Annotated in this window: 10 protein-coding genes and 4 pseudogenes; 8 read left to right on the plus strand and 6 right to left on the minus strand. The window is 74.4% G+C overall.

Annotation, left to right across the window (positions count from 1 at the left end; translation table 11 throughout):
- Both BJF79_RS11290 and BJF79_RS59375 read left to right on the plus strand, forming a co-directional pair.
- A partial coding sequence (locus tag BJF79_RS11290) for an MFS transporter (RefSeq protein ID WP_143219846.1) occupies window positions 1-865 on the plus strand: 865 nt, incomplete at its 5' end.
- 157 nt (window positions 866-1,022) lie between these two features.
- Window positions 1,023-1,097, plus strand: a pseudogene (locus BJF79_RS59375) (LysR family transcriptional regulator); the annotation flags it as partial.
- 537 nt (window positions 1,098-1,634) lie between these two features.
- Here BJF79_RS59375 and BJF79_RS11300 read toward each other — a convergent pair.
- Window positions 1,635-2,549, minus strand: a complete 915-nt coding sequence (locus BJF79_RS11300; RefSeq protein ID WP_075896898.1) for an Lrp/AsnC family transcriptional regulator — start codon at window positions 2,547-2,549, stop codon at window positions 1,635-1,637.
- Between the two features lie 905 nt (window positions 2,550-3,454).
- Between BJF79_RS11300 and BJF79_RS11305 the strand changes: the two are divergent.
- From BJF79_RS11305 to BJF79_RS11330, 6 genes and pseudogenes are all read left to right on the plus strand, one after another.
- Window positions 3,455-4,833, plus strand: a pseudogene (locus BJF79_RS11305) (GuaB1 family IMP dehydrogenase-related protein).
- Window positions 4,834-5,133: 300 nt separating this feature from the next.
- The gene (locus BJF79_RS11310) at window positions 5,134-5,769 is read left to right on the plus strand and encodes a hypothetical protein (protein WP_075896900.1); all 636 of its coding nucleotides are present in this window, start codon (window positions 5,134-5,136) and stop codon (window positions 5,767-5,769) included.
- Complete coding sequence (locus BJF79_RS11315; protein ID WP_143219847.1) at window positions 5,766-6,572, plus strand: LCP family protein; 807 nt, start codon at window positions 5,766-5,768, stop codon at window positions 6,570-6,572. The genes BJF79_RS11310 and BJF79_RS11315 overlap by 4 nt, the downstream gene beginning before the upstream one ends.
- Before the next feature lie 162 nt (window positions 6,573-6,734).
- The gene (locus BJF79_RS11320) at window positions 6,735-8,246 is read left to right on the plus strand and encodes an LCP family protein (RefSeq protein ID WP_075896904.1); all 1,512 of its coding nucleotides are present in this window, start codon (window positions 6,735-6,737) and stop codon (window positions 8,244-8,246) included.
- A 322-nt stretch (window positions 8,247-8,568) separates the two neighbouring features.
- Window positions 8,569-9,456, plus strand: coding sequence for an enolase C-terminal domain-like protein (locus BJF79_RS11325; protein ID WP_262401857.1), 888 nt, complete (start codon window positions 8,569-8,571; stop codon window positions 9,454-9,456).
- Complete coding sequence (locus tag BJF79_RS11330; protein WP_075896906.1) at window positions 9,453-10,055, plus strand: AAA family ATPase; 603 nt, start codon at window positions 9,453-9,455, stop codon at window positions 10,053-10,055. Before BJF79_RS11325 ends, BJF79_RS11330 begins: the two co-directional genes overlap by 4 nt.
- 28 nt (window positions 10,056-10,083) lie before the next feature.
- On the opposite strand, the gene BJF79_RS11335 is transcribed toward BJF79_RS11330, so the two are convergent.
- The 5 genes and pseudogenes from BJF79_RS11335 to BJF79_RS11355 form a co-directional block, all read right to left on the minus strand.
- On the minus strand, window positions 10,084-11,238 hold the full coding sequence (locus BJF79_RS11335) for an acyl-CoA dehydrogenase family protein (protein WP_075896908.1): 1,155 nt from the start codon (window positions 11,236-11,238) through the stop codon (window positions 10,084-10,086).
- Window positions 11,235-13,234: pseudogene (locus BJF79_RS11340) on the minus strand (biotin carboxylase N-terminal domain-containing protein). The gene BJF79_RS11335 and the pseudogene BJF79_RS11340 overlap by 4 nt, the downstream one beginning before the upstream one ends.
- Window positions 13,235-13,239: 5 nt before the next feature.
- Window positions 13,240-14,771: pseudogene (locus tag BJF79_RS11345) on the minus strand (acyl-CoA carboxylase subunit beta).
- Window positions 14,772-14,827: 56 nt separating this feature from the next.
- The gene (locus BJF79_RS11350) at window positions 14,828-16,549 is read right to left on the minus strand and encodes an acyclic terpene utilization AtuA family protein (RefSeq protein WP_075896912.1); all 1,722 of its coding nucleotides are present in this window, start codon (window positions 16,547-16,549) and stop codon (window positions 14,828-14,830) included.
- A 106-nt stretch (window positions 16,550-16,655) separates the two neighbouring features.
- Entirely contained in the window at window positions 16,656-17,801 is a 1,146-nt protein-coding gene (locus BJF79_RS11355; RefSeq protein ID WP_075896910.1) for an RNA polymerase sigma factor, read from the minus strand.
- Window positions 17,802-17,895: the final 94 nt, after the last annotated feature.

The following is a 17,895-nucleotide window of genomic DNA, read 5'->3' on the forward strand; positions in this document are numbered from 1 at the left end:
CGCGGTGGAGCGCAGGCGGGGGCGCGGCCGCCGCCTGCTCGCCCGCCGCGGACCCGCCGGTTCCGCCGCCGGTGGCCCGGACGGCGGCGTGCCGCGGCCGATGCTCCCGCTGGAGGTGTTCGGTTCCCGGCAGTTCTCGGCCGTCAACGCGGTGACGTTCCTGGTCTACGGCGGGATGGGCGTGCTGTTCTTCCTGCTCGTGCTGCAACTGCAGGTGGTGGGCGGGTTCTCGCCGGTCGCGGCGGGGGCGGCGCTGCTGCCGGTGACGGTGCTGATGCTGCTGCTGTCGGCGCGGGCGGGCGCGGTCGCGCAGAAGATCGGGCCGCGCTGGCCGATGACGGCGGGACTGCTGGTGGCGGCCGCCGGAATGCTGCTGGTCGGCCGGATCGGCGCGGGCGCGTCCTATCCCCGGGAGGTGCTGCCCGCGGTGACGCTGTTCGGGCTGGGCCTGTCGGCGGTGGTGGCGCCGCTGACGGCGACGGTGCTGGCGACGGCGCGGTCCCGACACGCGGGGGTGGCCAGCGGCGTCAACAACGCGGTGGCGCGGGCGGCGGGGCTGCTGGCGGTCGCGGCGATCCCGCCGCTGACCGGCCTGACCGGCGGCGCGCTGCGGGACCCGGACGCGTTCGCCGCCGGGTTCGGCGTCTCGATGACGGTCTGCGCGGGGCTGCTGGTGGCCGGGGCGGCGCTGACGCTGCTGACGATCTCCGACGGCGCGCTCCACGTCGCGGAGGGGATGCACTGCGAGCCGGAGGCCCGGAGCCACTGCTCGGTCGGCGCACCGCAGCTGCAGCCGGAACCCGAGACCGTCCCGGACCGGGACGGGGACGCCGCCGCGGGCAAGGACGCCGCCGGGCCGGGATGAACCGGGGCGCGGCCGGATGGGGCCCGGCGCGGCCGGGTCGGGCCGTTTCGGGCCGGGTTCCGGCGTTGTCCGGGACCGCGGCGGCCGGGTGGCATACCGTCAGGGCATGAACCTGCGGCAGCTGCGCTATGTCGTGGCGACCGCCGACCACGGGACGATGACGTCGGCGGCCCAGGCGCTCTACGTCGCCCAGCCCGCGCTGTCGCGGGCCGTGCGCGAACTGGAGCGCGAGCTCGGCCTGGAGCTGTTCGCCCGCTCGGGGCGCGGCGTCGCCCTCACCCCGGCCGGGGAACAGGTCGTCCGGCGGGCGCGGGCCGCGCTGGAGGCGGTGGACGCGATCGAGGCGCTGGCCGCGCGCGCGGCCACGGGCAGGGTCGCCGACCTGCGCATCGCCACGACCGTGCCGCTGGAGGCGGAGCTGACCGGACGGCTCGTCCCGCTGTTCGCCCGCGCGCAGCGCCCCGTCCGGATCCGGGTGGTGCGGTGCGCGGACCGGGCCGGGGTCGCGGCGGCGCTGCGCGCGCCGCGCCGACCTCGGGCTCGCCGACCTGCCCGTCCCCGGGGACCTGGCCGCCCATCCGCTGGCCCGGTCCGCCGGGCTGGTGCATCCGCACCGGCGGCTGCCGCCCGCCGGCCGCGACTTCCTCGCGTTCGCCAAGGAGTCGGTGCGCGAGGCGCCGGGCGGCGGGTCCCGCTGAGCGGACGGATGCCCCGGCCACGAGCACGCCGTGGCCGAGGCGCTCCCCCGCGGTCGCGTGCGGCGCGCCCGTCAGGACGTGCCGTCGGCGCGGCCGTCGGGGAGGTCGGCGGCGTAGGACTCCTTCACCACGTCGAGGTGGTGCCAGGATTCCCGGACCGTCACGCCGGGCACCGACCGGACCGCGTCGAGCACGGTGACCAGCTCGGCGCGCGAGGCCGCCTCGGCCTGCCCGACGATGTCGTAGCGGCCGAACCCGGTCGCCACGTAGCGGACGCCGTCCAGCGCGGCGACCGCCTCGGCGGCCTTGCGCAGGCCGCCGCCGACCAGCAGGCCGAACCCGCCGAGCTCGGCCGCGCCGAGCGCCCGCGGATCGGCGAGGCCGGTCACCTGGATGACCCCGGTGCGCATGAGCCGCACCACCCGGGCCCGGGTGGCCGCCTGCGACAGCCCGATGATGTGCGCGAGCCGGGTGTAGGGGGCACGACCGTCGCGCTGGAGCTCGCGCAGGAGCCGCCAGTCGATGTCGTCGAGGGTGACCTCTCCCAGCTCCCGCACCACCGTGTGGGCGTCCCGCACGGTGGCGACGGAACGGAACACCTCCGCCGTCCGCACCCCCGGGACGGACCGCAGGTGGTCCAGCTCGGCGGCGAGCGCGGCGTCGTCCCGGGTGCGCACCTGGACGACCAGGTCGTGCGGGCCCGCGGTCAGCGCGGCGAAGCCGACCGCCGCGCGTTCGGCGACGGCCGCCGCGACCTCCCGCGCGGAGCCGTCCACGGTGACCGAGACGTGTCCGATCGCCTCGGTGCCGACGACGGCGGCGTGCACGATGCCGACGACGCGGACGACCTCCGTTTCGAGAAGGTTCTGCACGCGTGCCCGCACGGCCGTGCGGGATAGCCCGACGCGATCGGCGAGCGCCTGGAACGTGGCCCTGCCATCCCGCTGGAGCTCGCGGACGAGCACGGCGTCGACCGCATCCAGCACGGCTGTCCTCCTCGACATGCGATGAATCGTTTTGCCAGCAACTGCAAGATCATTCCATTTCAGTACGGGATGACGTCAAATATTGATCTTGCCCGTGTTCGCTCTGCCCGGCGGCCGTCGATGCGTCTGCGAACGGTCGCGCGCGCTGCCGTTTTCGGCGTCGCGCACCCCGCTGCGGACGTGCGAACGCCGCCGGCGGCAGGAGCCGTCCGGCGGCCCGGCGGCGGCCGCGCGGGACGCACGCCGACACTCCACAGGGCTCGGCGGGACGCCCCCGGAGGGACGCACCCGGGATCGCCGCGGGGGCATCGGGAGCCCCCGCGGGGCGCGAGACGCGCGATGTGCGCGGGGCCTGCGGCGGGTGCGGCGCTCGCGCCCCCGGCGATGACGCGGACCGGGTCCGCGTGCGTGGCCTGCATGCGCCTCTCCCGGTGTTCTGATGTGACGCCCCTACGGCAGGACGGCCGTCCGCGTGAGGCACATGTAAGAAAAGTGCATCGGGGGCGCAGTTACGTCAAGAGGTAACTTTACAGAGAGCTAAGCCTCACGTTGCACCGCTTTCCGCTCTGTACGGGCATCCACTTCTGTTATGCCTGCAAGGCGGCACGGAAACCGGTACGAAAGTGTCGTCCGCACGCCGGAGACACAGGGTCATCACCCCTGGGTGCGGACGCACGCACAGACGCACACGCCGACGCACACACCGACGCACGTACGGGCGCACGTACGGATGCACGTACAGACGTCCGTACGGAAGAGGCGGGTGCGTGTGCCGACCATCGGGGGGTATGGCACACAATGTACGGTGGCCCAGCCACTTTCATCCTCGATTGGTGTGTTTGACAGCCGTGCGCCTGCTGAACGGTGAGCACTCCGCTCACGACCTCACCTACAACGACGTCTTCATGGTGCCCGGCCGCTCGTCGGTCGCTCGCGCCTGGAGGTCGACCTGTCGACCGGGGACGGCAGCGGGACGACCGTTCCGCTCGTCGTCGCGAACATGACCGCGGTGTCCGGCCGCCGGATGGCCGAGACCGTCGCCCGGCGCGGCGGCGTCGCGGTGCTCCCGCAGGACATCCCGGCGGAGGTCGTCGCCGAGGTCATCGGCTGGGTCAAGGGACGCGACCTGGTCGTGGACACCCCGATCACGCTGGGCCCGTCGAGCACCGCCGGGGACGCGCTCGCGCTGCTGCCCAAGCGGGCGCACAACGCCGTGATCGTCGTCGCCGACGACCGTCCCGTCGGCGTGGTCACCGAGGCCGACTGCCAGGGCGTCGACCGGTTCTCGCAGCTGCGCGACATCATGTCCCGCGACCTGGTGACGCTGCCCGCCGGGGTGGACCCGCGGGAGGCGTTCGAGCGACTGCACGAGCGGGGCCACCGCCTCGCGCCCGTCGTCGACGCGCAGGGCCGCCTCACCGGCGTCCTCACCCGCACCGGCGCGCTGCGCGCCACCCTCTACGCCCCCGCCGTCGACGCCGCCGGGAAGCTGCACATCGCCGCCGCGGTCGGGGTGAACGGCGACGTCGCCGGGAAGGCGAAGGCGCTGCTGGAGGCGGGCGCCGACCTGCTCGTGGTCGACACCGCGCACGGCCACCAGGACAAGATGATCGCCGCGCTCGCCGCCGTCCGCGCCCTGGACCCGGCCGTGCCGGTCGTGGCGGGCAACGTGGTGACGGCCGAGGGCACCCGCGACCTGATCGAGGCGGGCGCCGACATCGTCAAGGTCGGCGTGGGGCCGGGCGCCATGTGCACCACCCGGATGATGACCGGGGTGGGCCGCCCGCAGTTCTCCGCCGTCCTGGAGTGCGCCGCCGAGGCCCGCCGCCTGGGCCGGCACGTGTGGGCCGACGGCGGCGTCCGGCATCCCCGCGACGTCGCGCTCGCGCTCGCCGCCGGGGCCGCCAACGTGATGGTCGGCTCCTGGTTCGCCGGCACCTACGAGTCGCCGGGCGACCTGCAGCGCGCCGCCGACGGACGGCTCTACAAGGAGAGCTTCGGGATGGCGTCGGCGCGCGCGGTGCGGCTGCGCACCGCCGAGGACTCCCCGTTCGACCGCGCCCGCAAGGCGCTGTTCGAGGAGGGCATCTCGACCTCCCGCATGTTCCTGGACCCGCAGCGTCCCGGCGTGGAGGACCTGATCGACTCGATCGTGGCGGGGCTGCGCAGCTCCTGCACCTATGCGGGCGCCCGCTCGCTCGAGGAGTTCCACGAGCGCGCGACCGTCGGGATCCAGAGCACGTCCGGCTACGCCGAGGGCATGCCGCTGTCCAGCAGCTGGTAAACGGACGCGTTCGGGCTGGTCAGCGGCCCGCGTTTTTCCGCGACACGCCGCGCGCGCCGCCCGCGCGTGCGGTATCCGCGGTTGCACGCTCGCCTCAGGACGCGGCAGGGGGACCGCGCCCGGGAGGGGCGGAGCATGCGCGAGGGGGAGCCGGACCGGGGACCGGCGGACGAGCGCGACCGGCGGTACGAAGCGGACGGGCACGGCGGGCGTCACCGGCGCGGCGCGAGCGGCCGGCGCGTACTCGATCGCGATGTGAGTGATCGGCTTGTACGTGATCGGCAGGTGAGTGGTCGGCACGTGCTCGATCGGCACGTGCGTGGTCGGCGCGGCGGCGCGCGCGGCGGGGGCCCGCCCCTGTTCGCGCTGGCGGAGGCGCTGCTGATGGCGTCGGTGTCCCCCGTCCTGCCCGGCCTGGCGCAGCTGCGGGCCGGGCGGGTCCGGCTCGGCGGGGCGCTGCTCGGCGTCCAGGCAACGCTGCTGACGGCCGCGGCGCTGGCGTTCGCCCAGCTGCGGCCGCTGTTCCTGCAGCTGTCGGTGCGTCCGGGCTGGCTCGCGGCGCTCACGGCCTGCTCGGTGGTGCTGGCGGCGCTGTGGGCGCTGCTGATCGTCCACTCCTACCTGGTGCTGCTGCCGGACGGGCTCGCGCCGCTGTGGCGGCTCGCGGGCGGCACGACCGTGTCGGTGCTGTGCCTGCTGGTGATCGTCCCGCCGCTGACGGTGGCGCACTACGGGCACCTGCAGCGCGGGCTCGTCGACGGCGTCTTCGCCGACGGGCCCGCGTCGCCCGCCGCGGGGGCGGGCGGCACCGGCGGCCCCGTGCCCGCCGAGGACGGACCCGGCGGAAACCCGTTGGCCGGCGTGCCGCGCCTCAACGTCCTGCTGCTCGGCGGCGACGCGACGTGGGACGGCCGGGCGAGCGCACCGACAGCATGACGCTCGCCAGCGTCGACACCGCCACCGGCGACACCGTCCTGCTGAGCCTGCCGCGCAACCTGCAACAGGTGCCGGTGTGGTCGGGCGCGGGGCGCGTCCCCTATCCGGCCGACGGGCTGCTGAACGCCGTCTACCGCGAGGGGACGGACCGCCCCGGGCTGCTCGCGGGGGGCGGGCGCGCCGTCCGCGACCCCGGCGCGGAACTGCTGAAGCGGACGGTCGGCCACATCCTGGGCATGCCGGTCCCCTATTACGTGATGGTCGACATGCGCAGCTTTCGGCAGATCGTCGACGCGGTCGGCGGCGTCCGGGTGTGCGTGCCCGAACCGGTCCCGGTGCCCCGGTCGCAGGTCCCGGCGGGCGTGCTGGCGCCGGGCTGCCGCACGCTGACCGGCCGGGAGGCGCTCTGGTACGGGCGGTCCCGTACGGACAGCAGCGACTACGTGCGGATGGGCCGGCAGAAATGCCTGCTGTGGGCGCTGGCGCGCCAGGCGGGCCCGCTGACCGTGCTGCGCAGCTTCCAGCGGCTCACCGAGGTGTTCGCGGAGTCGGTCGGCACCGACGTCCCGCGGGGGCTGCTGCCCGCGCTGGTCGGGCTGGCCGCGAAGATCCGCGACGCCGACGTCCGCAGCCTGCAGTTCGTCCCGCCGGTGATCTCGCCGGGACGTCCCGACTACGCGGCGATCCGGCGGCTGGCGGCGCGGGCGGTCCGGGACACCGCCGGGCCGGACGGCTCCGCCGGCGGCGGCGCGAAGACGGGGGACGCCCGGCCGCTGCCGGCCCTCGCCGACCGCTGCGGCTGACCGGCCGGTGGGCGACGCGCGGGTGACGCGCGCGCGAACGCGGGGTATCGATCCGCCCTCAACAAGATCACGAATGTGCGCGAGAGAAACCCTTGACGGGTTTCGTGCGTCCATAATGTGAGGCCGGAGGATTAAATCACCGTGGGCGGGGATCGGAGTTACATGGGTGGATGGGCGAGTCGTCGCGCCCGGCGGCCGGACGGCGGCGGATCTCCCGGAGGGTCGGGCGGGCTTCCCCGCGCGCTCGCGCTGACGCTCGCCTCCGCCCTGGTCTGGGGCGTCGCCCACATCGTGACCGGCCGCCGCCGGTTCGGCGGCCTGCTGCTCGCGCTGTACACGGTGCTCGTCGCCGCGGTCGCGGCCGCCGCCACGATCTACCGCGGCGACCTGGTCAACCTGGCCCTCCGCCCGGACGTCCTGCAGCAGATCACCGGCGGCCTCATCGTGCTCGGCGTGCTGTGGGTCGCGATCGTCGTCCGCTCCTACCAGCTGCTCCGCCCGGACGGGCTGCGGCTGAGCGGGCGGACGCTCGGCGCCGCCGCCGTCGCGCTGATGTGCTTCGGCGTCGCGGTCCCGACGGCGTGGGCGGTGCGCGGCACGTACGTCTACCGGGACGCGCTGACCAGCATCTTCAAGGCGGGCGGCTCGAACGGCCAGAAGATCGACGCGGACGATCCGTGGAACGGCGAGGAGCGCGTCAACATCCTGCTGCTCGGCGGCGACGCCGCCGAGAACCGCCCCGGGGTCCGCACCGACAGCATGACGCTCGCCAGCGTCGACACCGCCACCGGCGACACCGTCCTGCTGAGCCTCCCGCGCAACCTGGAGAGCTTCCCGATGCCGCCGGGGCCCGCGCGCGACCGGTTCCCGTACGGGTTCACCGGCGACGGCGCGCTGAACCCCGGGCTGCTGAACGAGGTCTACCAGTACGCCGAGGAGCATCCCGACGTGGTTCCGGGCGTCCCCAAAGGCGAGCGCGGCCCGACCCTGCTGAAGGCGACCATCTCCGGAATTCTCGACATGCCCGTCGATTACTACATTCTTGTCGATATGTTCGGTTTCGCCGACATCATCGACGCCATGGGCGGCGTGCAGATCAATATTCTCCAGCCGATCCCGTACGGGCAGCAGGGCGACGTCCTCCAGCCGGGAAACCGGATGCTGACCGGCAAGGAGGCCCTCTGGTACGGGCGGTCGCGCACCAACAGCAGCGACTACGTGCGGATGGGCCGGCAGAAGTGCCTGATGGCCGCGATCGCCGAGCAGGCCGACCCGCGGACCGTCCTCACCAAGTTCGACGCGCTGGCCTCGGCCGCCAAGCAGACGCTGTCGACCGACATCCCACAGGAACTCCTGCCCGCGCTGATCGAGCTGTCCGGCGAGGTCAAGGAGGACGCGCGGATCGACAGCCTCCAGTTCGTCCCGCCGCTGATCCATACCGGCAACCCCGACTTCGAGAAGATCCGCAAGCTCGCCGCCGAGGCGGTCGGCGCCGCCGACGAGGCCGCCGCCTCCGGCACCCCGAAGCCGTCCGCATCGCCGTCGACGACGCCGACCGGCGGGGCGACCGTCGACCCGCCCGTCCAGGCGCAGGGCTCGCCGAGCCCCGGCACGACCCCGACGTCCGCGGCCCCCGACACCGAGCCGGTGTCGCTGGAGGCGAGCTGCCCCTGAGCCCCGCCGGGCATGTTCCCGCAGCTCCCCGAAGGGTGGATCATTGAGGGGAGACGTCTGCCGAGCATGAGAGAGGCGGGTGCGAGGTGCCTCGGATCCAGGACTGCCACGCCTTCCGGGTGGCGATGCCGCGCGGCCGGCGGGCCGAGAGCATCCTCGTCCGGCTCGCCGACGGCGGACGGCACGACCGGCTGGGGCGAGGTCGCCGTCCCGGACGCGCGCGGCGACCGCGGCGCGCACGGGCCGCAACGGCGCCGTCCCCCCGGGCACCGGACGGGACGGCGCCGGACGGGCCGACCCGTGGGCCGACATCGAGAACCGGATGGGTCCCGCGCTGATCGGGCTCGCGTGGGACCGGCCCGAGGACGTGTCCGCCGCCGCCGACCTCGGCGCGCACGAGGCCGCCGCCGCGATCGACACCGCCTGCTGGGACCTGTGGTGCCGCACCCGCGGCCTGCCGCTCGCGCACGCGCTCGGCGGCACCCGCACGTCCATCGTCACCGGCGCCCGGATCACGCCCGCGCAGGTGCTGGAGACCCTGCCCACCCGCGTCAACCAGGCGATCGGCGCGGGCCACACCCGCGTCACCGTGGACGTCCGCCCCGGCTGGGACATCGAGCCGATCCGGGTGATCCGGCAGGCGTTCCCGGCGCTGGCGCTCGTCGTCGACGCGGGCCACGCCTACCGCGACACGCCCGAGCACCTGGAGGTGCTGGCCGGGCTGGACGCCTACGGGCTCGCGGCGATCGAACGCCCCTTCCCGTCCGACGACCTCGCGGCGCACGCGCGGCTGCAGCACCGGATCGGCGCGGCCGTCGCGCCCGACCTCGGCGACCTGGACGCCCTCGAAGCGGCACTGCGGCTGGACGCGGGCCGCGCGCTGCACCTGCGCCTCGACCGGTTCGGCGGGCTCACCGCCGCCCGCAGCGCCCACGACCTCGCGTACGCGGCGGGCTGGGACGTGTGGTGCAGCGGCACCGGCGGGTTCGGGATCGGGCAGGCCGCCGCCGTGGCGCTGGCCGCACTGCCCGGCTGCACGCTGCCGAGCGACGTGTCCGACCCGGCGCACGGCCCGGTGTACGTGACGCCGCCGGTGCGCTCGTCCGGCGGCGTCGTCGGGGTGCCGCTCACCCAGCCCGGCCTCGGCCACGAGATCGACGAGGAACGCATCGAGCGGCTCGCGACCCGCCGCATGCGGCTGTCGGCGTGACGGCGGGCGATCCGCCCGCGCCGGTGTGGGCGGTGGCGGGCCCGCCAGGCGCCGGGAAGTCCACGGTGGCGGCGCTGCTGCTGGCGCGGCTGCGGCCCGTCCCGGCACTGCTCGACAAGGACACCCTCTACGGCGGGTTCGTCGCGGCGACGCTGACGGCGGCGGGCCGCGACCCGGGCGAACGCGAGGGCCCCTGGTACGACGCGCACATCAAGCGGCACGAGTACGCGGGGCTGACCGCCACCGCCCGGGAGGTCCGCGGGCACGGCTGCCCGGTGCTGCTGAGCGGCCCGTTCACCGGCCAGATCCGCTCGGCGGACCGCTGGGCGGAGTGGGTCCGGGCGCTGGGCGGCGACCCGGTGCGGCTGGTGTGGATCCGGACGGACGCGGCGACGCTGCGGCATCGCCTGGAGCGGCGGGGTTCGCCGCGCGACACCGGCAAGCTCGCCGCGTTCGCCGAGTTCGTCGAACGGATGCGGCCGGACGAGCCGCCGCCCGTCCCGCACGCCGCCGTCGACAACCGGCTCACCGCCCCGGCCGCACCGGCCGACCAGGTGGACGCCCTGGTCCGCCGCTGGTGCGGCCCGCCCGAGTCGTGAACCGCGAGCGGATCGGCGGGGCCGCACCTCAGTAGGACTTGGGCAGCCCCAGGGAGTGCTGGGCGACGAAGTTCAGGATCATCTCCCGGCTGACCGGCGCGATCCGCATCAGCCGGACGACGCCCGCGAGCATCCCGACCCCGTACTCGGTCGTCAGCCCGTTGCCGCCGTGCGTCTGGATCGCCTGGTCGACGCAGTGGATCGCGGCCTCCGCGGTCGCGTACTTCGCCATGTTCGCCGACTCCCCCGCGCCCATGTCGTCGCCCTCGTCGTACAGCGCGGCGGCCTTCTGCCCCATCAGCCGCGCCAGCTCCAGCTCGATCTTCGCCGCGGCCAGCGGATGCGCGACACCCTGGTGCGCGCCGATCGGCGTCTTGAACACCTGCCGGTCCTTCGCGTACGCGGTCGCCTTGCCGAGCGCGAGCCGCCCGATCCCCGCGCCCATCGCCGACGCCATGATCCGCTCGGGGTTGAGGCCCGCGAACAGCTGCAGCAGCCCGCCGTCCTCGTCGCCGACGAGCGCGTCGTAGGGCAGCCGCACGTCGTCGAGGTGGCAGACGAACTGCTTCTCCGGCGACACGATCTCCATGTCGATCGGCGTGAAGGCGAACCCGTCCGCGTCCGTCGGGACGATGAACAGCGACGGCCGCAGGTTGCCCTTCTGGTCCTCGGTCCGGCAGACGAACAGGACCGCGTCCGACTCGTCCACGCCCGAGATGAACGTCTTCTGCCCGTTCAGCACCCAGCCGTCGCCGTCGCGGCGCGCGGTGGTGGTGATGCGGTGCGCGTTGGAACCCGCGTCCGGCTCGGTGATCGCGAACGCCATCTTCACCGACCCGTCCGCGAACCGCGGCAGCCACTGCTTCTTCTGCCCCTCGGTGCCGGACCGCGCGATGATCGTCGCGCAGATCGCCGGGGACACCACCATCAGCAGCAGCGGGCAGCCCGCCGCCGCCAGCTCCTCGCACACCGCCGCGAGGTCGCCGATGCCGCCGCCCCCGCCGCCGTACTCCTCGGGCACGTTGACGCCGAGATAGCCGAGACGTCCCGCCTCCGCCCACAGCTCGTCCGTCTTCTCGCCCGACCGGGCCTTCCCCACGTAGTACGACGAACCGTACTTCGCGCCCAGTTCCGCGACGGCCGCGCGCAGCGCCCGCCGCTCCTCGGTCTCGGTGAAACTCACTCGTGGTTCCCTTCGATCACGGCGAGGACGGCACCGGCCTCGACCTGCCGCCCGGCGGCGACGTTGAGTTCCGCCACGGTCCCGGCGGCGGGAGCGGCGATGCGGTGCTCCATCTTCATCGCCTCCAGGACGACGAGGGCCTGCCCCTCGGCGACCCGCGCGCCCGCCTCGACCTCGACGCGCACGACCGTCCCGGGCATCGGCGCCAGCAGCGACCCGGGGGCGATCTGGTCGCTCGGGTCGGCGAACCGCGGCACCGCCCGGAACGCGACCGGGCCGAACCGCGAGTCGACGAACACCGCGCCGCCTCCCGTACCGTCACCCGTTCCACCGTCCGCTCCGCCGCCCGCCGTCGTCACGGCGAAGGTCTCGCGGAGGCCGCCGCGTTCCAGGACGACCTCGTGCGGCGCCGCCGACACCACCGACGTCCCGGGGCACTGCTCGCAGACCAGGCCGTCACGGCCCAGGACGTAGTCGACGTCGACCGTCCCGGCCGGGCCGTCGAACGACCTGCGCTGCGCCGCGACCGCACCGTTGCGCCACCCGGACGGCAGCCCGCCCTGCACCCGCGCCGCCGCCCGCTCCCCCGCGCGCCGCGAGCGCCGCGGCCAGCGCGGACGTCCGGACGGCGTCCGCATCGGCGAGCGGCGCCGCCAGCACGTCCACCCCGACCCGATCGAGGTACCCGGTGTCGGTGTCGCCCGCGAGGAACGACCGCTCCTCCAGGATCCGCACGAGCAGGTCGCGGTTGGTCGCCGGGCCGTGGATCCGGGCGCCCCGCAGTCCCGCCGCGAGCCGCCGCGCCGCCGCGTCCCGCGTCGGCCCCCACGCGATCAGCTTGGCGAGCATCGGGTCGTAGTGGACCCCGACCACCGACCCGCTCTCCACGCCCGCGTCCAGCCGCAGCCCGAACGACGCGGGCACGGCGAACGCCGCGTCGACGCCCGGCACCTCGAACGTGTGCAGCACGCCGCTCGCCGGGCGCCAGTCCGCGGCCGGATCCTCCGCGTACAGCCGCACCTCGATCGCGTGGCCGCGCGGCTCCGGCGGCGCGTCCGGCAGCCGGGCGCCCTCGGCGATGTCGATCTGCCACCGGACGAGGTCCACCCCGTGCACGCACTCGGTCACCGGATGCTCGACCTGCAGCCGGGTGTTGACCTCCAGGAAGTAGAACCGGCCGTCCGGCGCGAGCATGAACTCGACCGTCCCCGCCCCGGCATAGCCGATGGCCCGCGCCGCGTCGACGGCCGCACGGCACAGCTCGTCCCGCAGCCCGGCACCGACGGCCGGGGACGGCGCCTCCTCGACGATCTTCTGGTGGCGGCGCTGGATCGAGCATTCGCGCTCGCCGAGCGCCCACACGGTGCCGTGCGCGTCCGCCAGGATCTGCACCTCGATATGGCGGGCGTTCTCCAGCAGCGGCTCGCAGAACACCGCCGGGTCACCGAACGCCGACTCGGCCTCCCGGCGGGCCGCGGCGACCGCGTCGTCCAGCTCCGCCAGGTCGCGGACGACCCGCATCCCGCGCCCGCCGCCGCCCGCGGACGCCTTGACCAGCAGCGGCAGGTCACCCCCGGACGCCCGCTCGGGATCGAGCTCGGGCAGCACCGGGACGCCCGCCGCCGCCATCAGCTTCTTCGCCTCGATCTTCGACCCCATCGCCGCGATCGCGGCGGGCGGCGGCCCCACCCAGGTCAGCCCGGCGGCGACGACGGCCCGCGCGAAGTCCGCGTTCTCCGACAGGAACCCGTACCCGGGATGGACGGCGTCCGCCCCCGCCGCGCGGGCGGCGTCGAGGGATCCGCCCGGCGGACAGGTACGTCTCGGCGGGGGCCGCACCGGGCAGCCGTCCGGCGACATCGGCCTCCCGCACGTGCGGGGCGTCCGCGTCGGCGTCGGAGAACACCGCCACCGCGCCGACGCCCAGCTCCCGGCAGGCGCGCATGACGCGGCGCGCGATCTCGCCCCGGTTCGCGACCAGCAACCTTTTGATCATCACGCTCACATCCGGAAGACGCCGAAGCCGTCGGCTCCGCGCACTGGCGCGTTGTGGACGGCGGACAGGCACAGGCCGAGGACGGTCCGGGTGTCGCGCGGGTCGATCACCCCGTCGTCGTACAACCGGCCGGACAGGAAGAACGGCAGCGACTCCGCCTCGATCTGCGCCTCCACCATCTCCCGCATGGCGCGATCCTGATCCTCGTCGTAGACCTGCCCGCGCGCTTCGGCGGCCTGCCGCGCGACGATCGACAGCACCCCGGCGAGCTGCTGCGGCCCCATCACCGCCGACTTCGCGCTCGGCCACGCGAACAGGAAACGGGGATCGTAGGCCCGCCCGCACATGCCGTAGTTCCCGGCACCGTAGGACGCCCCCATCACGATCGAGATGTGCGGGACCTTGCTGTTCGACACCGCGTTGATCATCAGAGCGCCGTGCTTGATGATCCCCGCCTGCTCGTACTCCCGGCCGACCATGTAACCGGTCGTGTTGTGCAGGAACACCAGCGGCGTGTCCGCCCGATTCGCGAGCTGGATGAACTGGGCGGCCTTCTGCGCCTCGTCCCCGAACAGCACGCCCTGCGCGTTCGCGAGGATCCCCACCGGATACCCGTGCACGCGCGTCCACCCGGTGACCAGGCTCGTCCCGTACAGCGGCTTGAACTCGTCGAACCGCGAACCGTCCGCGAGCGCGCGATGACCTCCCGCGGGTCGAACGGGGTCTTCAGATCCTCGGGGACGATCCCCGCCAGCTCGTCCGACGGGTACAGCGGCTCCTCGACGGCACCCGGCTCCGGTCCCCGCCGCCGGTGGTTCAGCCCTTTGACGATCTGCCGGCCGAGCCTGAGCGCGTCCGGTTCGTCCACGGCCATGTAGTCGGCGAGCCCGGACGTCCGCGCGTGCATCTCCGCGCCGCCGAGCTCCTCGTCGTCGGCCTCCTCGCCCGTCGCCATCTTCACCAGCGGCGGTCCGCCGAGGAACACCTTCGCGCGTTCCTTCACCATGACGACGTGGTCGCACATGCCCGGAATGTACGCCCCGCCCGCGGTCGAGTTCCCGAACACGAGCGCGATCGTGGGGATCCCGGCCGCCGACAGCCGCGTCAGGTCCCGGAACATCCGCCCGCCGGGAATGAAGATCTCCTTCTGCGACGGCAGGTCCGCGCCGCCCGACTCCACCAGGTTGATCACCGGCAGCCGGTTCTCCAGCGCGATGTCGGAGGCGCGGAAGCTCTTCTTCACCGTCCACGGGTTGCTGGCGCCGCCCCGCACCGTCGGATCGTTGGCGACGATCACGCACTCGACGCCCTCGACCACCCCGATGCCCGTGACGACGCTCGCCCCCACGGGGAAGTCGCTCCCCCACGCCGCGAGCGGACTCAGCTCCAGGAACGGCGAGTCGCGGTCGAGGAGCAGCTCGATCCGTTCGCGCGCGAGCAGCTTGCCGCGCCCGCGATGCCGCGCGACGTACTTCTCGCCGCCGCCCGCGAGCGCCTTCGCGTGCTCGGCGTCCAGTTCCGCCAGCTTCGCCAGCATCGCCGCCCGCCGCTCGCGGTACTCGGGGCCGTGCGGATCGAGCGCGCTCTTCAGTTTCACAGGACGGCCTCCGGGACGTCGACGAGGCGGGACCGCAGCCATTCCCCGAGGGCCTTGCCCTGCGGGTCGAACCGGGTCGAGGCGGACACGCCCTCCTGCAGCAGCCCTTCGACGACGAAGTTGACCGCGCGCAGGTTCGGCAGGACGTACCGCGTGACGGTGTGCGCCCGCGTCTCGGGCAGGAGTTCCCGAAGCCGCTCGACGGTGAGGTAGGGCTCCAGCCACCGCCATTGGGCGTCGGTGCGGGCCCACACGCCGATGTTGGCGTCACCGCCCTTGTCTCCGCTGCGCGCCCCGGCGACCCGCCCCAGCGGCACGCGCCGGGCCGGCCCCGCGGCGGGGACGTCGATCCCCGCCGGGTCGGCGGAAGGCGGGGCGGAAGCGGCGGGCTGGGTGGAAGCGACGGGAGCGACGGCGACGCGGGTGCCGTCCGGCAGGACCGCCGTGTGCTCGACCTTTTCGTTGGGGACGAACGCGGGCGAATACACCCCGTACGGGCTGCCCTTCCCCGGTGGGGACGTCATCGTGAAGCCGGGATATCCGGCGAGCGCCAGCTCCACGGCGGCACCGCTGAAACTCCGGCCGACCTTCTCGGGGTCGGGGTCGAGCACGGCGCAGCGCAGCAACGCCGTCGCCTCGCCCTGCGTCACGGGGTCGGGCGCGGGGTTTCCGACGAGCGTCCACTCGACCCTCGCCGGACGGGAGCCGCCGAAGCCCGCCTCCAGCTGCGCCTTCGCGAATTCGGCTTTGGCTTCGATGTCCAGGCCGGTGAGCACGAACGTCATCTCGTTACGGTGCCCCCCGAGGTGGTTGAGGCACACCTTGGTGGACGGAGGCGGCGGCGCTCCCCGCACACCGGCGATGGAGACCCGGTCGGGCCCGTCCCGGTGCAGCTCGATCGTGTCGAACCGCGTGGTCACGTCCGGGCCGGCGTAGTCCGGGCCGCCGATCTCGTACAGGAGCTGGGCGGTGACGGTCTCGACGGTGACGGCCCCGCCCGTCCCGGCGTGCTTGGTGATCACGCACGTCCCGTCGGAGTGCACCTCGGCCAGCGGGAAGCCGGGGGCCTTTACGTTGTAGATTTCTTGGAAGAACGCGTAGTTGCCGCCCGTCGCCTGCGTCCCGCACTCCAGGACGTGCCCGGCGACGGTCGCACCGGCGAGGGCGTCCCAGTCGTCGCGCTCCCAGCCGAAGTGCGCCGCCGCGGGGCCGACGACGAGCGACGCGTCGGTCACCCGTCCGGTCACGACCACGTCGGCGCCGCCCCGCAGGCACTCGGCGATCCCCCACCCGCCGAGGTAGGCGTTCGCGGTGAGCGGCCGCCCGTACCGCGCGTCCGCCAGGCCCAGTTCGTCCGTCCGCGCCAGCAGGTCGTCGCCCTCGACGTAGGCGACCTCGATCGGGACGCCGAGCCGTTCGGCGAGCCCGCGCAGCTTCGCCGCCAGTCCGCGCGGATTGAGCCCGCCGGCGTTGGTGACGATCTTGGTGCCCCGTTCGGCCGCGAGCCCGAGCGATTCCTCCATCTGCCGCAGGAACGTCGTCGCGTACCCGGCGTCCGGGTCCTTCATCTTGCCGCGGCCGAGGATCAGCATCGTCAGCTCGGCGAGATAGTCGCCGGTGAGGACGTCGAGCGGCCCTCCCTCCAGCATCTCCCGGACGGCGGAGAACCGGTCGCCATAGAAACCCGAGGCGTTGCCGATCCGCAACGGTCGACTCATGGCCAGCACACTGCCACCCGGTCAAGAAAAAATCAATCACGCATGATTGTTTCTCTTCCGGCCGATCACCGGCCGCCGGTGTCGCCGCGAGGACGGGTGCGCGCCGTCAGCGGTTCCGGAGGGTGTTGATCCGGGCGGCTTGCCGGGTCAGGTGGTCGCGTTCGGCGAGGTTGGGCGCTTTGCGGGCCGCCTCGGCGTAGAGCCGCGCCGCCTTGACCAGGTCGCCGTCGCGCTCGTGAAGGTACGCCGCGACCGCGGTGTGGCGGGGCAGGGCGTCGTCCAGCTCCGCGAGGGCGGCCAGCCCCGCGCGCGGCCCGTCCGCCTCGCCGACCGCCACCGCGCGGTTGAGCCGGACGATCGGGCTCGCGGTCAGGCGCGCGAGTTCGTCGTACCACTCGACGATCTGCACCCAGTCGGTTTCGGCGGCGGTGGGCGCGTCGGCGTGCAGGGCCGCGACGACGGCCTGCGCCTGGAACTCGCCGAGCCGGTCGCGGGCCAGCGCCGCCTGCAGGATCTCGACGCCCTCGGCGATCAGCCCGGTGTCCCACCGGCCGCGGTCCTGCTCGGCGAGCGGCACCAGGCCGCCGTCGGGCGCGGTGCGGGCGTCCCGGCGGGCGTGGTGGAGCAGCATGAGCGCCAGCAGCCCGGCCGCCTCGGGGTGGTCGAACGCGGCGGCGAGCCGCCGGGTGAGCCGGATCGCCTCCGCGACCAGGTCCACATCGCCCGAGTACCCCTCGTTGAACACCAGGTACAGAACGCGCAGCACGGTGCCGACGTCGCCCGGACGGTCGAACCGCACCCCCGACACGGTCCGCTTGGCGCGGCTGATGCGCTGGGCCATGGTCGCCTCGGGCACCAGGTACGCGCGGGCGATCTGGCGGGTGGTCAGCCCGCCGACCGCCCGCAGGGTCAGCGCGACCGCCGACGACGCCGTCAGCGACGGGTGGGCGCACAGGAAGTAGAGCCACAGCGTGTCGTCGGCCCCCGCCGCCGGGCCCGGCTCCGGTTCCCGGTCGGCCCGTTCCTCCCGCCGGTGGCGGGCGGTGTCGGCCCTGGTCGCGTCGAGGAACTTGCGCCAGGCGACGGTGACCAGCCAGCCCTTGGGGTCGCGCGGCGGGTCCTGCGGCCAGGCCCCGATCGCCTCGACCAGGGCGTCCTGCACGGCGTCCTCGGCCGCCGCGAAGCCGGCCCCGCGGCGGACGAGGATCTGCAGGACGTCCGGTGTGAGGCCCCGCAGCAGCGCCTCGTTCATTCGGTGACGGTGGGGGCTTCGGTCAGGAACGGGCGCAGCTCCAGCCACTCGTGGATCGGCTCGCCCCCCGCGCCCGGCGCCGCCGACAGCTCCC

Source organism: Actinomadura sp. CNU-125, assembly GCF_001942465.1.
In the GTDB taxonomy this organism is placed as follows: Bacteria; Actinomycetota; Actinomycetes; order Streptosporangiales; family Streptosporangiaceae; genus Spirillospora.

Coding starts and splice junctions, on each gene's coding strand:
- BJF79_RS11315 (WP_143219847.1), top strand. CDS start 5,766: ATGACGCTCGCCAGCGTCGACACCGCCACCGGCGACACCGTCCTGCTG.
- BJF79_RS11355 (WP_075896910.1), bottom strand. CDS start 17,801: ATGAACGAGGCGCTGCTGCGGGGCCTCACACCGGACGTCCTGCAGATC.
- BJF79_RS11350 (WP_075896912.1), bottom strand. CDS start 16,549: ATGAGTCGACCGTTGCGGATCGGCAACGCCTCGGGTTTCTATGGCGAC.
- BJF79_RS11320 (WP_075896904.1), top strand. CDS start 6,735: ATGGGTGGATGGGCGAGTCGTCGCGCCCGGCGGCCGGACGGCGGCGGA.
- BJF79_RS11325 (WP_262401857.1), top strand. CDS start 8,569: ATGGGTCCCGCGCTGATCGGGCTCGCGTGGGACCGGCCCGAGGACGTG.